Raw genomic sequence first — 15,514 nt, forward strand, 5'->3', positions numbered from 1 at the left:
GGTTTTAAAAATCAGCCTCTAGACTCGCAAATTTTAAACTTCTATTTTCTATCTATTCTTATGAATAAATATTCACCGTTAGTTATTCTTTTTATTTTCATAGTAGCCTCCTCTAGTGTATTCGCTCAGGAAATCCGCATCAAAGGAAAAGTTATGGATGGCAAACGTGAATCTGCCTTGGAGTTTGCAAATGTTGCTTTACTTTCCCCCAATGATTCCGCACTTGTCACGGGAGGAATGAGTGAGCTTGATGGAAGCTTTGATTTTACAAGCCCTGCAGGAGAGTATATTTTGAGGGTGGGTTTTATTGGTTACTTGGAGTTCTATGAGAAAATCACTCTTAGTGAAAACAAAAACTCAGTAAACTTGGGAACGATCACGCTGGAAGAAGATGCTCAAAATCTCGATGAAGTGGTGGTAGAAGGTGTGACCTCCATGTTTGAATCTGACATAGATAAACGAACCTATAATGTGGAAAACAGTATCGTGGCAGAGGGTCAAACTGCGTCACAGCTGCTGAGTACACTCCCCTCGATTCAAGTAGATGATGAAGGTGGTATCACCATGCGAGGAAGCGGAAATATATTGATTTACATCAACGGACGCCCGTCCAATCTTTCCGGTGATGATACCGAAAGTATTTTGTCACAATTTCCTGCAAATAGTATAAAATCGGTAGAACTGATAACCAATCCATCTTCTCGGTACGATGCTACTGGTGTTGGCGGGATTATAAATATCGTGTTGAAAAAGAACGAAAAGACAGGATTTAATGGACAGTTGAATGCTTCCATCGGCACAAGAGAAAAATATCAAGCCGGTGTTAATCTGAATTATGGGACAGAGAAGGCTAATTTCTACGCTTCATATAACTGGCAAGATCGCCGTCAGATAGAAACTGGAGAGGGCTCACGAACAAATTACCTAGAGGGATTTTCTCCAAGTTTGGAGCAAGATCAGGATGGATATGAATTGGAAAAGACGCATCTGATACGGACAGGTGTAGATTACAATGTTTCAGAAAGAGGATTGTTAGGAGTTTATTTTCAGGGCAATTTCGATGATGAAGTTGAGTATTCAGATGTAACCCAACTCAATATCAGTCAGACTGGCTCAGTAGATTCGAGTTTTGTTCGGCAAAACAATGAATGGAGCTCCAGCGGAAATTACGAAGGGGGGATTAATTATACTTTAAATTTTGATAGCCTTGGTCAAAAGCTCTATACCTCGTTTTCATACTCTTACGACAACCGCTCACAGACTGACTACTCCAATCAAGAATATTTTGATGCTGACGGCAATTCTGACCCGGTTAAGAGGCTGATTCAGACAAATGATAGACCTAGAACCAGTAATCTCTATGTGGCGCAATTGGATTATGAGAAGCCTTTTCAAAATGGAGCTTCCATAGAAACAGGGCTAAAAGCTACATTGGGCAATTGGCAATGGAGTCAGGAATTTGCCCAAGGCGATCAGTTTACAGATTTTGATCCAGTTGTGGTAGATACGTTGTCGGATACCTTTGATTTTGATGAGTATGTATACGCTGGATATTTCACCTACAGAAATACCAAGGGGAAATTTGGTTATCAGCTAGGTCTGAGAGGGGAATACACCGAGACCCAAGGAGAAACAGTGAGAACTAATGAAAGCATTCCAAATAATTATTTCAATGTATTTCCTAGTGCATTTTTTAGCTACACAATAGCTCCAGAAAATGAATTGACTCTGAACTATACCCGGAGAATCTCCCGGCCGAGCATTTGGGATTTGGCACCTATTTACAGAGTGAGGGATCAGTATAACTTTAGCATAGGTAATCCTTACTTGCAGCCGGAATTTACCGACAGCTATGAAGTTGGCTATATGAAGGGTTGGGAAAAATATCTCCTTAACGCCACCGTTTACCATCGCTACAGCACTGATGTAGAAACTAGGATTACCATTTTGACCGACGATAATGTGGCAATACAAAGTCGGCAAAATGCAGATACCAGGTCCAGTACGGGTTTTGAGTTGATCAATCAGATTCAGGTATCCAATAATCTGGATGCTACCTTGACGGGGAATTTATTTTATTCTCGAATCAACGCGGAGAATATTGAGGAAAGTTTCAGTAATGAAAATTTCAGTTGGACTTTAAACCTGCTTGCCAACTGGTTGATCCCAAATTGGTTTAATGTACAGTTTCAAGGAAATTACCGTGGTCCGATTGTATTACCTCAAGGTCAAATAGAACCTCAGTATAGTTTGAATGTTGGTTTGCGAAAAGATATTTTTGATGGCAAAGCGACGATTTCTGCTAATGTTAGCGATATTTTCAATACTCGGAATTTTAGGATTACTACTAATAACCCCCGTTTTGATGAGAAGCGTGTTTTTCAGCGGGAAACTCGAGTGGGTACCTTGGCTTTTACTTATAGATTCGGTGGTTTTAAAGAAAAACCAGGTCAAAATGAAAGCCGCAGAGAAGGCGGTGATGGTGGAGATGACTTTTAGAAAAGCATAAGGTTTTCTATTTTTAACAATGAGTGAATTAACAGCGCAAGTAATTGCAGCTCTTTCTGACAAAGCAAATCCCGTAAAAGCCGCATTCTTTCCTAGATTTTTCAAATCAAAGCCAGGAGGATACGGCGAGGGAGATCAGTTTCTTGGAGTAATTGTGCCCGAACAGCGTAAAGTGGCTAAGGCGGTCTTCAAAGAAATCAGTTTTGAGGAAATAACTGTGCTCTTGCAAAATAAATATCACGAGGTCAGGTTGACGGCTATATACATTTTGGTATATCGATATCAAAAATTAAAGACAAATTCCGAGCAGAAACAGTTGGTTGAATTTTATTTGAGCAAACTTGATTATGTGAACAATTGGGACTTGGTTGACAGCTCTTGCCATCATATTTTAGGTCATTACTATTTAAGTAAAGACAAGTCTCTTTTCTACGAATTAGCTGATTCAGGCCATCTTTGGAAGCAAAGAGTAGCAATGATAAGCTGTTATTATTGGATCAAGAGAGGGCATTTTGAAGATGCGTTAGCACTGGCCGAGAAACTCCTCCATCATGAGCATGATTTGATCCATAAAGCTGTTGGCTGGATGCTTCGGGAAATAGGAAATGTTGATTTTGAAGTCGAAATGGAGTTTTTGAGAAAGTATTACAAGACGATGCCACGAATGGCTTTGCGGTACGCTATTGAAAAGTTTGATCCGGAATTGAGAAGACAATTCCTAAAAGGTGAACTCTAGCCTAAGTTTTTATCAAAACAAATTTTCTGTACGCAGAACCAATTTCCTTTCTTTGCACTTAGAAATACGAATACTCATAAAAAAGTAAAAAATACATGCAAAAGCCCGATTTCAACATCGAAGAAGTAAATAAAATCATCCGAGGACGTAGATCCATGTTTGCGGCACAGTTCAAAGAAAATGATCCAATAGATGATAGCATCATCGAAGAAATCCTGGAAAATGCGCGTTGGGCTCCTACTCACAAATTAACTCAACCATGGAGATTTATAGTGTACACAGGTGAGGGGCTAAAGAAGTTTGCGGATTATCAAGCCGATATGTACAAAATGCGAGCTGAGAAGAACGGTACGCCATTTTTGGAAGGAACTTATGAAAAGTTCAAACAGCAGCCATTGAAAGCTTCACACATGATTGCTATAATTTTGAAAAGATCAGCAGGAATTCCACTGATGGAAGAGATTGCTGCAGTTTCTATGGCTGTTCAGAATATGTATTTAACAGCTTCAGCTCATGGTTTGGCGGCTTATTGGGGGACTGGTGGGCCTACTTTCTGGCAGGAAGCAAGAGAAGATTACGGACTCGAAGGTGAAGACACGCTTATGGGCTTTTTCTACATAGCTAAGCCAGCTACGGATAATTGGCCAGAGGGCAAACGAGATTCCCTCGAAGAAAAAGTAGCTTGGGTAAGAGGATAATCTACTTATAAATGTAAAAGCGGCTATGAAATTAATCATAGCCGCTTTTTTATGCATCTAACTTGTTTCTAGAAACCCACAAAAGCTGGAGGCTCTGCTCCTTGGACTCTTAAGTAAGCAATTGCAGATCCTCTGTGATGTGTGGAATGATCCATAAGTAAAGCCATCACTTGGCGCCTTGTTACTTTGTTGCCAAAAACTTCAATAGCTTCACCCGCATCGGCATCAGAAAGTGCCTTCATTGTAGTAGTTCCATAGTCATAGCATTTTGCAACGTAAGCGGCCAAATCAGCCTTTGAAGCAGTAGCTAGATCAATTGTAAATCCAGGATCGCCTCCTTTTAGGAAGCCCTGAGAGATTCCTACGATTGCATTTCCAATGTGATGGATTTGCTCTTTGAAAGACATAGCCTCTGGATCAGTTTTGTAATCCATGCCAGAGTCAGGCATTTTGTTAAGCACATCAATAGTGAATTGCTTACTATTTTGCCATTTGCTCATAAACTCGTCCTTTGTCGTTTGCGCTGTGGCTGCTGAGGCAACCAACAGAAAAATGGCAAGTATCAAACTGCCGGAGATGGTTTTTATTGATTTTTCCATTTGAATTGGGATTGGTTGTTTGGTTAAATTTCATTTATTCCCCAGCCAAATCAAACACTTTCTCTAATTTTAAGCATGAGGAAATATCTAGGGCTAGTTTTGATATTAGTAGGTACAGTTGCCTGTGAGCAAACTTACCTACCCAAACCGCCGGGCTATAATCGAATTGATTTGCCTGACCATTCATTTGAAAGGCTAACTACAGGGTATCCGTATCAAATTGATTATTCCATTTATTCGAAGGTGGAAGCAGATACTTTCAATTTGGCTGAAGAAGATTGGGTCAATTTAAATTATGAGGAGTTTGGGGCAAAGGTGCACTTAACTTATAAGCGAATAGATGGAGACAAGGTTAATTTTAAAAAATTATCCAACGATGCCTTTCGACTGACAGCACAGCATCAAGTGAAGGCTTATGGAATAGAGGAAGCAGTACTTTTAACGCCTGAGGGGTATACAGGAGTAGTTGCTGAGCTCACTGGAGAGGTGCCTACGCAGTTTCAGTTTTTTGTAACTGATTCTACGCAGAATTTTCTGAGAGGTGCCCTGTACTTTAATACGGCTATGAAAAATGATTCTCTTGCTCCGGTAATAGAATTCATCAAGGAGGACATGGCCCACTTGATGAATTCAGTAAAATTTGTGGATTAACTCAATTTTTTCCAGGATCTGATGATAATGACACCACCAGCTAGAGCAATTGCTCCGGCGATAAATCCTCCCAGCAAATTGCCGTAAATAAAGAAACCAGTGGAAAATAAGGCTGCATAAACCATCACGGAACCAATCATCATTAGTCCGATTTCTTTTGGTAGTTGTCCGATAACTTGCTTCTCAGCAGGATATCTATCCAATACTTTTTTCCAGCCAAATGCAGCTGGAGTGACTTTTCTATAAAAGGAAAGTAGTACTTCATCCTTCTCTGGAGCAGTCATGAACGTTACGATCAACCATCCAATAGTGGTAATACTTACACTATAGATTAGCTTCAGGTAAGCTTGATTTTCAGGGATCATGATCCAGTTTACTTTTGGGTTGATAACCTCAAAGAAGATCGCTACTACAAAGGAAATCGCCATGGCGGAGATCTCGGTATAAGCGTTAATTCTCCACCAGAACCATCTCAGAATAAAAATCAGACCAGTTCCTGCGCCAATTTGAAGTAATATGTTGAATGCATCTAAAGCACTGGAAAGGGCCAAAGCTAGTATTGCTGACAGCATCATGAGCACCACAGTGGAGATTCTACCTACAGCCACCAACTCTTTGTCGGATGCTTCTGGCTTCATAAATCTCAGGTAGAAATCATTGACGATGTACGAAGATCCCCAGTTCAAATGCGTCGAAAGGGTAGACATCACCGCAGCAATTAAGGATGCTAGAACAATACCTATTAGACCTGTTGGCAGGTAAGTCAACATAGCCGAATATGCTAAATCATCTCCCAATTTATCTGCTGGGATATTTGGAAAAGCTGTTTGTAGATCTGAGATATTTGGGAATATAATCAAGGATGCTAGTGCAATCAGAATCCACGGCCATGGTCGCATGGCGTAGTGGGCGATATTGAAAAACAACGTAGCACCTATTGCATTTTTTTCATCTTTGGCAGAAAGCATACGCTGAGCGATGTATCCTCCTCCTCCAGGCTCAGCGCCTGGATACCATGTTGCCCACCATTGGATAGCGATTGGCATCAAGAAAAGTGGGATGTATGCATTCGGATTAGAGAAATCAGGAAGGAAATCAAGTTTACCAGCTACATTTTCGTGGGTTAACAGATTGTTCAAACTACCAATCTCCGGAAGGTCAATGATAAAATATGCTGCTCCGAACGAGCCTATCATTGCGATAAAAAACTGGAAGAAATCTGTGAGCAATACGCCCTTCAAACCACCAAGAGAGCTATATACTACGGTTACAATAGATGCAATCAACAAAGTTTGAATAGGGGTAAGTCCAAGCATTACTCCGCCTATTTTAATAGCGGCAAGTGAAACGGTTGCCATGATTACCACATTGAAGAAAACGCCAAGATAGATTGCTCGGAATGCTCTCAAGAAAGCTGCGCCTTTCCCAGAATATCGTAATTCGTAGAATTCTAAGTCAGTAGTAACTTCAGATCGTCTCCACAGTTTAGCATAGACAAATACTGTCAGCATGCCAGTAAGTAAGAATGCCCACCATGCCCAGTTACCGGCAACACCGTTTTTTCTCACGATGTCAGTCACCAAATTTGGTGTATCTGCTGAGAAAGTAGTTGCTACCATTGATACGCCCAGCAACCACCACGGCATGTTTCTCCCCGATAGAAAAAATTCTTTGGCAGAAGACCCTGCCTTTTTCGATGTGTAAAGCCCTATTAGGAGGGAAATGACAAAGAAAGCAGCAATGATCGACCAGTCTATGGCGGTAACATTCATAGTATATTGGATTAAGGAGTTCTTTAAATTTTTTCGAAAATAACTTTCTACTTAAATGATAAATTTTGCTAATGTATTTATTTTCTATCAAACAGGAAAAGACTTTACCGAAGATTACACAGAATTTTGGCAAGTCGGCTCTTCTGCAATATAAAATGTGCTTTTACTTTTAGTAAGAAAATCCATTTTTGTCAACAATGAGGTATAGATGGGTATAATCTCACTTTTGGAGAGATTTTTCTCTTTCTGATAATTCTGAATTGGATACGATACTATAGCTTTGGGCCATGATTAAGGAAGACATCGCCGATATTCTGGCACATTATACTTTTAACTCTTTTGAGAATTTTGAATTTCAGGCATTTGGTGCAGGTTTGATTCATGGTACTTATTTGATTGAGACCGGAGATGCGAAATTCATTTTGCAGGAATTTAACAACGGGGTGTTCCAATATCCTGAGCGTATTTCTCACAATCAAAGATTAGTTAAATCTCAGGGAAATGATACTTTTCTGCCATTTCAGTTGCCTCTGCCTATCCTAAACTCAAATAATAAGTTAATCACAACGGTGCACGGCCGTCTTTTCCGGCTGTTTGAATTCGTTTCAGGGCAGACTATCCAAGAAATCTCCGAGCTAGATCAGGCCTACCTGGCTGCAAAGGCTTATGGAGTATTTGCGGAATGGGGAAAGGAAATAGATACCACCCAGCTGCAGGAATGCATCCCAAATTTCCATCGCTTGGATCTGCGCTTTGCAAAGCTGCAGGAAGTCGCTGCAGGGAAAGCTGCGCTTTCAAAAGAGGATCAGGCAATTTTGGATTTCTATTTGAATCAGAAGGATTTGATTTCGGCCTATCTGGAATTCCAGGCTATTCTTCCAAATCGACTAACCCACAACGATACAAAAATCAACAATCTGATTTTTTCACATGATCTTCAAAAAGTGGAAGCTGTAGTCGATTTGGATACCTTGATGAGCGGATTCTTGATGTATGATTTTGGGGATTTGGTACGAACCGTGGCTTGCTCCGTATCTGAGACCAGTCAGAGTTGGGAGGAGATCAAAGTGGAAATCCCTGTCTTCGAACAATTGCTCAAAGGCTACTGGGGAGGAATTAAAACTTTGGCTACCGAAGAGGAAGCTAAATCCTTGCTTCTGGCAGGGGAAGTAATGATATGCATTATGGGCCTTCGCTTTTTCACTGACCACCTCCAAGGTAACGTATATTATAAAGTGGAATATCCTGAACAGAATTTTCACCGGGCAAAAAACCAAATGCTTTTACTGCAAAGTCTTCAGGAAAATAAGGTTGAAATAGAGAAAATCTGGAAGGCTGTCACACAATCCTAAAATTGTATTCTGACAATTCCGGTCATTTTTTATTGGCAATTGGACTGAGTGGGTTTAATTTGTCCTAACCCAAAAATCAATTTTCCTTGTCCGGATTTTTTGACACCAAGATAGAATTTCTCAAAGGAGTTGGCCCGCAGCGTGCCGCTCTGATCAATAAGGAGTTGAATATTTTCACCTTCGGGGAATTGCTGCAGCATTATCCTTTTCGCTACGAGGACAGGACGAAGTTTTTCAAGATTCGGGAGTTGCATTCTGAGATGGAATCTGTGCAGGTGATCGCCAAAATCCGAAACCTTGAGCTCGTAGGAATGGGTAATAAAAAGCGACTTGTGGCGCATGTGGCGGATGAAACTGGGGAAATGGAAATGACCTGGTTCAAAGGGATTGCATGGGTTCAAAAGAATATTGTACCAGGCGCAGCTTATGTTTTTTTGGGTAAACCGGCGCAGTTTGGAAGAAAGTGGAGTATAGCACATCCAGAGATGGAGCCACTTACCTCAGCTAACGAAAAAAGAAATAACTTCCAGCCTGTTTACTCTACCACAGAAAAGCTAAGAGCCAGATTTTTGGATTCCAAAGGGATTTCCAAAATCATGGAGCAGTTGGTTCAGGTTTGCTTTCCACATATTCAGGAGACGATTTCTGGGGAGATTTTGCAACAATATCAACTTATTGGTAAAAAGGAGGCTATTCGGCAGATTCATTTTCCTACTGAGCCAAACCTACTTCAGCGAGCTAGAAAGCGATTAAAATTCGAGGAGTTTTTCTATTTGCAACTTCGACTTTTAATGCTGAAGGTAGCCCGGACTGAGAAGTTTCGTGGACAGATACTGAACAACACAGAGTTGCTCACGGAGTTTTACACCAATCACATTCCTTTCGAGCTCACCAATGCGCAGAAACGGGTAATTCGTGAGTCTTACGGCGACATGAAATCGGGCAAGCAGATGAATCGCCTTATTCAGGGAGACGTGGGAAGTGGTAAAACGATGGTAGCGTTTATTTGCGCATTGATAGCGATCAGTTCTGGGGCTCAGGCTTGCTTGATGGCTCCCACGGAGATTCTGGCGACACAGCATTATGCTGGTTTGAAGGAATTCGCTGATATGATGGGGCTAAAAATTGCTTTGCTCACAGGCTCGACCAAGAAATCTGCCCGAAAAATCATTCACGAGGAACTGCTTTCAGGAGAACTGAAAATCCTGATCGGTACACATGCACTTTTAGAAGATATCGTTCAATTCCAAAACCTGGCTTTGGCAATAGTCGACGAGCAGCATCGTTTTGGTGTAGCGCAACGAGCTAAGCTTTGGGCTAAGAATGAAGAATTCATTCCTCATGTATTAGTCATGACAGCGACGCCAATTCCACGGACGCTAGCGATGACGCTATATGGAGATCTGGATGTGTCAGTGATCGATGAAATGCCTGCAGGAAGAAAGCCGATTCAAACAGTGCATCGCTATGATAAGGATCGCTTGAAGGTTTTCGGTTTTATTAATCAAGAAATCAAAAAAGGAAGGCAAGTTTATATTGTTTACCCGCTGATCGAAGAGTCCGAAAAGATGGATTTGAAAAATGTCATGGATGGCTTTGAAAGTATCTCCCGTGCATTTCCCAATTATCCAATTAGCATCGTGAACGGAAGTATGAAGGCGGATGCGAAAGAATACGAGATGCAACGATTCGTGAAAGGTGAAACGAAGATCATGGTGGCGACTACTGTAATTGAGGTGGGAGTGAATGTGCCCAATGCTTCAGTGATGATCATAGAGAATGCGGAGCGTTTTGGGCTATCTCAGTTGCATCAGTTGCGCGGAAGAGTGGGAAGAGGTGCTGAGCAGAGTTATTGCATTCTGATGAGCAAGTATGAGCTTTCTAAAGATTCCCGCGTGCGATTAGAAACGATGGTTCGTACCAATGACGGGTTTGAGATCGCTGATGTGGATTTGCGATTACGCGGACCGGGAGATCTGATGGGAACGCAGCAAAGTGGAATCACCGATTTGTTGATCGCTGATCTAAGTAAAGATGCCCCGATTTTGACTTTGGCAAGGGATGCGGCCCAGCAGCTATTGGTTAATGACCCAGAATTGACTCAGCCAGAAAATGCTCCGATTCTTAGACAAATTAAGCAACAGAAGAAAACGGCTGTAAACTGGAGTAGGATTTCTTGATTTGCAAACTACGCGACATCCTTTTCTTCGAAGTGCTTTATGTTATTGAGGTCTTTCTCTTTTTGCAAACCTTCTTCTTCGATATCATAGTCGTTTTGTAGTCCAAGCCAGAATTTAGCTGAATTTCCAAAATATTTACTCAGTCTGAGAGCTGTATCTGCAGTGATCCGGCGATTGCCTTTTATAATCTCAGAAATTCTGGTTTGAGGGATGTTTAGATCTTTAGATAAACGATAAGCAGTAATATTTAACGGCTCCAAAAACTCCAAATTCAAAACTTCTCCCGGGTGTATGTTTGCTAATTTTTCCATGGTGTTAATGATAATCTACTATTTCTACTTGTGTTGAGTTTCCGTTTTCCCACTTAAAAATTATTCGCCATTGTATGTTTATTCGAATACTATAATACCCGGCTAAATTCCCCGCTAGTTTTTCTATCCGATTGGAAGGAGGTATAAGCAAATCTCCAATTTCTTGAGAGTTGTTCAGCATTCTTAATTTTCTACGACCAATTTGCTGAATGTCCGGAGGGGGTTTTTTCACTCTGATACCATCCCAAATCTTTTCAGTTTCTTTTGATCCAAATGATAGAATCATATGTGTTCGTTTTACTAACGTGATAAGTTAGTAAAAGTTATTTTGGCTTTTACTTCTTTTTAGAAAACAATCCACCTATTCTTCTAAAAATCTGCTTCTCTTTTTCCCAAAAGAATCTGAACTGGCCGAAAATAAATCCATAGATCAGTAGCAAGATTTGATAAAGGGGAAGAACTAAAAGTAAATAAAGAAGCGTATTTACAAATCCTCCTTTTTCTACGCCAAAGAAGTCAAGAATTGGATTCTTGATAAAAAGTATGGTGAATCCGGTGCAGGCAAAAACAACCAAAACCAACACGACCTGAAGCAGGCTATCCAATTTCCATTTAGATTGAAGGCGCTGAAGAAAGCCTGGTTTATCGTTTTCCGCTGACATTACCCAAAAGTAATAAGAATCAGTCTAAATAAAATAGCCGGCGCTAGGCCGGCTATCATTTTTACCAAGTAAATAAGTCTTGATTGAGACTTTGAAGTGCTTCTTTTTTGAATTTTGAGTCTACCAAAACTGAAACGTTATGGCGGCTACCACCAAAGGATACCATTCTAACAGGATATTCTATCAGCGAATCAATTACGGATTGGATAGCGCCTTTGCTTTCCGAAACCATATTGCCCACGATACAGATGATAGTCTGGTCTCTATCAACCTCCACGCTACAGAATGTACCCAGTTCTTCTAAAATATGGTCCAAGTGACTTAAATCGTCAATAGTTACCGATACTGCCACTTCAGATGTAGTGATCATATCGATTGGAGTTTTATATTTTTCAAAAATCTCAAATACCTTTCTCAGGAAACCATAAGCCAAAAGCATTCGGCTGGATTTAATTTTGATAGCTGTGATACCGTCTTTGGCTGCGATAGCTTTTACACCAACCGAATCCACTTCAGCTTTGATCAATGTTCCGTGAGCTTCCGGTTGCATGGTGTTGAGCAATTTCACCGGTACGTTAAATTGCTGCGCAGGCCAGATAGATGCCGGATGAAGAATTTTGGCTCCAAAATAAGCAAGCTCGGCAGCTTCGTCGAAGGACATTTCAGCGATTGGGCGCGTTTTATCAACAATCCTAGGATCGTTATTATGCATACCGTCGATATCTGTCCAGATCTCGCAGGCTGTAGCTTGAATTGCGGCAGCAACCAAAGAAGCAGTGTAATCCGATCCGCCACGCTTCAGGTTATCCACTTCATTCAGGTGGTTTTTGCAGATAAAACCTTGGGTGATGAAGATCGTGTCGTCTGGATGCTGGGCAAGTATCACCTTCAATCGGTCTGAGATTTTTTGAAGTTCTGGCTCTGCATTTTCATCAATACTCATGAAGTCAAGTGCAGAAAGGAAAACAGCAGGAATTTCCAGTTCTTCCAAAAGCGTATGAAATAGCTTCGTAGAAAGCAATTCGCCTTGTGCTAGAATGTCGCGATTGATTGCCTCATTAAAAGAGATTCTCAAAAGAATATTTAAAAACTCAAAATGCTCCTTGATAATTTCTTGAGCCTTTTCTCTTGCAACTTCAGTCTTTACCAGTTTTGGATAAAAGTCATTGTAATGTGCATGAAGCTCATCGATCCTTGATTTAGCCAGCACTTTATCAGCTGAAGCCAGAGCCTCTCCAATGCTAACCAACGAATTGGTTGTGCCGGAAAGAGCAGAAAGAACTACGATTTTTGATTCATCACCACGGGTGATCAGGTCTTTTACCTGGTGCATGCGTTCTGGACGGCCCACAGAGGTGCCACCAAATTTCATGATTTTCATATGCTTAAAAGGTTAATAGGTTTTTGTCTTAGAATCCAAGCATTTTAACAGCGGTGATAGCTGCTTCGTCGCCTTTGTTACCATGTTTTCCCCCGGCACGATCCATTGCTTGCTGCTGAGTATTAGGGGTCAATACTCCAAAAATCACTGGTTTATTATATTTCAAGGACACATTGGTAATACCATGAGCAACCGCGTCACAGATAAAATCAAAGTGCTTAGTCTCACCTTGGATTACGCATCCGAGACAGATTACTGCATCAATGCTTTCTTCCTGAGCTAGCCATTGAGCAGCAAGAGTAAGCTCAAATGAACCAGGTACATTCTTTCGAATGATATTTTCTTTCTTTGCACCATTTTCAATAAGGGTCTGGTAAGCACCAGAATAGAGCGCTTCTGTCACGTCTTCATTCCATTCGGATACGATGATTCCAAATGTTTTGTCGCTAATGTCCTGAACGTTTTTGGATGAATGCGCACTAAGGCTTTTAAGTGAAGTTGCCATATGAGATTGCTTTTAAAGTTTTTTATTAAAGTATCGAGAACTGAAAACCAAGAGCCAAGAATCAGGATTTTAAGTATCAAGTATCAAGTATTAAGATTTGAGAACCAAGAGCCTAGATTTTAGAGCCTGATGCTTTCTATATTTTGGCAAATGGTAATTTTGAAATTGGTTTAAACAAAAAAAGAGTAAGACCACAGGGCCTTACTCTTCTAGTATGCTATAGGAAAAGCATTACTTAGAGGCAAGACCTTCTAAGCGAGCTTTATGTTTTCGTGCAGCAGAAAATTCGAAAGATTCGAAATACTTTTCTTCGATCTCAGTATAGGCTGCAATTGCTTCAGATACATTACCTGCAGCTTCATGTGCGATAGCAAGCTTGGTCAAATACTTAGGAGTGAAATACTTGTTTTCATCATAGTCAGCCGCTTTTTTGTAATTAGAAATAGCCGCTTCTGTATTGCCAAGCTCCATATTTGCATCACCGATAAGTGAATAAGCTTTTGCTTGCACCAAGAAATCATCAGCGGAGAATTGCTCCAATTCATTGATTGCTTCTTCGTATTTTCTCTCAGAAAGATAGATAGACCCGATGTAGAAATGTGCAAGGTTTGCAGCATCTGTTCTTGGGTAATCCTCTACGATATTTAGTAACCCAGCATTGATTCCGTCGCCTTCCAAGGCAAGTTGAACACTGTCTTGCTCGTAGAAATACACAGCCTGGAACATTTCCTTCTGTGCTTCCTCATTTTGGTTCTGATTATTGATCTGGAAAAATAAAATCCCTCCGATCAAAACCACTGCTGCGATCAATACGCCAGCTAGTACCTTACTATTCTGCTTTAAAAAAGCCTCACCTCTGCCAAGTCTTGTTGCTATCTCGGAAGGATCTTCCAAAAGATCATTGTGATGTTCAGGGTGTACTCTTTTAGTTTGTTTCGTTGCCATGCTACTCAAATTTCAGCCGCAAATATACGGTTTTTATAATTTCTACAAAGCCCAATAAAAAAGCCATGAAAGCTTTCTGTCTTCATGGCTTTTAAGTGGTTATGTAATTATTGATTTATTCCATTACAAAAGGATAGTCTTCCTGGATGTAAACATCCTTGAAAGCATCCTGTCCGTCAGGCCAAGGGGATTCTTCAGCAAATTTCACCGCGTCCGTTACCTTTTGTTTTACGCCTTTTACGATTTCCTCAAGCTCTTCCTCGCTAAGAATATTATTTTCTTTGATAGTAGAAAGTACCTGTTCTACTGGATCACGCTGCTTGTATTCTTCTACTTCCTCTTTGGTTCTGTATTTCTGAGGATCAGACATCGAGTGTCCTTTGTATCTATAAGTTCTCATTTCAAGCAAAGTTGGTCCATCGCCTCTTCTTGCTCTATCAGCAGCTTCAGCTACTGCTTCGTGAACTGCTTCGACGTTCATTCCATCCACTGCGAATGATGGCATGTCGTAAGATTCTCCCAAGGTAGAAAGATCTTCAACGTTCGAAGATCTTTTTACGGCAGTACCCATTGCGTAGCCATTATTTTCAATGACGAAAATCACAGGAGTCTTGTAAAGCATAGCCAAGTTTAATGCTTCGTGAAAAGCACCTTGACGTACAGCACCATCGCCCATGTAGCAAATTGCTAGGTTTTTGGTGCCTTTATATTTTTCCGCGAAGCCCATTCCAAGCCCCATAGGAATTTGTGCTCCTACGATTCCGTGACCTCCCATAAAGTTTTTCTCTTTATCGAAAATGTGCATGGAACCACCTTTTCCTTTGGTAGTACCCGTTGCTTTACCGAAAAGCTCAGCCATTACAGCACCTGGATCAGTACCCAATCCAAGTGGGTGAGCGTGACAACGATAAGCTGTGATCCACTTGTCGTCTGGGGTCAAAGCCGAAATAGCTCCAGAAGCACATGCTTCCTGACCGATATATAAATGACAGAATCCTCTGATTTTTTGCTGACCGTAAAGTTGTCCAGCTTTCTCCTCGAACCTCCTCATTAAGAGCATGCTCTCGTACCAAAAGGTGTAAGTTTCTTTTGAATATTTTACTTTAGACTTAGTCGCTGCAGTTTTCTTTGCCATATCGTAATGATGAAAATATGCTAATTTTAGGATCCAAATATAATCATCCCGCCCTAAATAACAGGCTCCCTTCGAAATA

General features: G+C 40.8%; 15 protein-coding genes. 6 read left to right on the forward strand and 9 right to left on the reverse strand.

Going from position 1 to position 15,514, the window contains the following annotated elements:
• Window positions 1-60: 60 nt before the first annotated feature.
• The 3 genes from QOL76_RS06575 (at window position 61) to QOL76_RS06585 (ending at window position 3,942) form a co-directional block, all read left to right on the forward strand.
• Window positions 61-2,499 carry a TonB-dependent receptor gene (locus QOL76_RS06575; protein WP_283412237.1) on the forward strand — a complete coding sequence of 813 codons (2,439 nt, stop codon included), beginning with the start codon at window positions 61-63 and terminating at the stop codon, window positions 2,497-2,499.
• Window positions 2,500-2,527: 28 nt separating this feature from the next.
• Window positions 2,528-3,244 carry a DNA alkylation repair protein gene (locus QOL76_RS06580; protein ID WP_283412238.1) on the forward strand — a complete coding sequence of 239 codons (717 nt, stop codon included), beginning with the start codon at window positions 2,528-2,530 and terminating at the stop codon, window positions 3,242-3,244.
• A gap of 95 nt (window positions 3,245-3,339) precedes the next feature.
• A complete protein-coding gene (locus QOL76_RS06585) occupies window positions 3,340-3,942 on the forward strand; it encodes a nitroreductase family protein (RefSeq protein WP_283412239.1) in 603 nt (200 codons plus the stop codon).
• A 68-nt stretch (window positions 3,943-4,010) separates the two neighbouring features.
• Here the strand turns inward: QOL76_RS06585 and QOL76_RS06590 are convergent, their stop codons facing one another.
• Complete coding sequence (locus QOL76_RS06590; protein ID WP_283412240.1) at window positions 4,011-4,541, reverse strand: DinB family protein; 531 nt, start codon at window positions 4,539-4,541, stop codon at window positions 4,011-4,013.
• Between the two features lie 75 nt (window positions 4,542-4,616).
• On the opposite strand from QOL76_RS06590, the gene gldD reads away from it, so the two are divergent.
• Window positions 4,617-5,192 (forward strand): gliding motility lipoprotein GldD, encoded by a 576-nt coding sequence (gene gldD / locus QOL76_RS06595; RefSeq protein ID WP_283412241.1) that lies wholly within the window; start codon window positions 4,617-4,619, stop codon window positions 5,190-5,192.
• Here gldD and QOL76_RS06600 read toward each other — a convergent pair.
• Window positions 5,189-6,964 carry a sodium:solute symporter family protein gene (locus tag QOL76_RS06600; RefSeq protein WP_283412242.1) on the reverse strand — a complete coding sequence of 592 codons (1,776 nt, stop codon included), beginning with the start codon at window positions 6,962-6,964 and terminating at the stop codon, window positions 5,189-5,191. The genes gldD and QOL76_RS06600 overlap by 4 nt on opposite strands.
• Window positions 6,965-7,251: 287 nt before the next feature.
• Between QOL76_RS06600 and QOL76_RS06605 the strand changes: the two genes are divergently transcribed.
• A complete protein-coding gene (locus tag QOL76_RS06605) occupies window positions 7,252-8,316 on the forward strand; it encodes a phosphotransferase enzyme family protein (protein WP_283412243.1) in 1,065 nt (354 codons plus the stop codon).
• A gap of 86 nt (window positions 8,317-8,402) precedes the next feature.
• Complete coding sequence (recG, locus tag QOL76_RS06610) at window positions 8,403-10,496, forward strand: ATP-dependent DNA helicase RecG (RefSeq protein ID WP_283412244.1); 2,094 nt, start codon at window positions 8,403-8,405, stop codon at window positions 10,494-10,496.
• 8 nt (window positions 10,497-10,504) lie between these two features.
• Here the strand turns inward: recG and QOL76_RS06615 are convergent, their stop codons facing one another.
• The 7 genes from QOL76_RS06615 to pdhA all read right to left on the reverse strand — a co-directional run bounded on the left by QOL76_RS06615 (window position 10,505) and on the right by pdhA (window position 15,435).
• Entirely contained in the window at window positions 10,505-10,807 is a 303-nt protein-coding gene (locus QOL76_RS06615; RefSeq protein WP_283412245.1) for a HigA family addiction module antitoxin, read from the reverse strand.
• Window positions 10,808-10,811: 4 nt separating this feature from the next.
• Window positions 10,812-11,093, reverse strand: coding sequence for a type II toxin-antitoxin system RelE/ParE family toxin (locus QOL76_RS06620; protein WP_283412246.1), 282 nt, complete (start codon window positions 11,091-11,093; stop codon window positions 10,812-10,814).
• A 49-nt stretch (window positions 11,094-11,142) separates the two neighbouring features.
• On the reverse strand, window positions 11,143-11,469 hold the full coding sequence (locus QOL76_RS06625) for a DUF6787 family protein (protein ID WP_283412247.1): 327 nt from the start codon (window positions 11,467-11,469) through the stop codon (window positions 11,143-11,145).
• Between the two features lie 61 nt (window positions 11,470-11,530).
• The gene (locus tag QOL76_RS06630) at window positions 11,531-12,850 is read right to left on the reverse strand and encodes an aspartate kinase (RefSeq protein WP_283412248.1); all 1,320 of its coding nucleotides are present in this window, start codon (window positions 12,848-12,850) and stop codon (window positions 11,531-11,533) included.
• 28 nt (window positions 12,851-12,878) lie between these two features.
• Window positions 12,879-13,355, reverse strand: a complete 477-nt coding sequence (gene ribH, locus QOL76_RS06635) for a 6,7-dimethyl-8-ribityllumazine synthase (protein WP_283412249.1) — start codon at window positions 13,353-13,355, stop codon at window positions 12,879-12,881.
• Window positions 13,356-13,586: 231 nt separating this feature from the next.
• Window positions 13,587-14,300: a tetratricopeptide repeat protein gene (locus QOL76_RS06640; RefSeq protein WP_283412250.1), complete on the reverse strand. Its 714-nt coding sequence runs from the start codon at window positions 14,298-14,300 to the stop codon at window positions 13,587-13,589.
• Between the two features lie 115 nt (window positions 14,301-14,415).
• Window positions 14,416-15,435, reverse strand: a complete 1,020-nt coding sequence (gene pdhA, locus QOL76_RS06645; RefSeq protein ID WP_283412251.1) for a pyruvate dehydrogenase (acetyl-transferring) E1 component subunit alpha — start codon at window positions 15,433-15,435, stop codon at window positions 14,416-14,418.
• Window positions 15,436-15,514: the final 79 nt, after the last annotated feature.

The sequence above is a fragment of the Algoriphagus winogradskyi genome, from assembly GCF_900182815.1.
Classification (GTDB): Bacteria; Bacteroidota; Bacteroidia; order Cytophagales; family Cyclobacteriaceae; genus Algoriphagus; species Algoriphagus winogradskyi.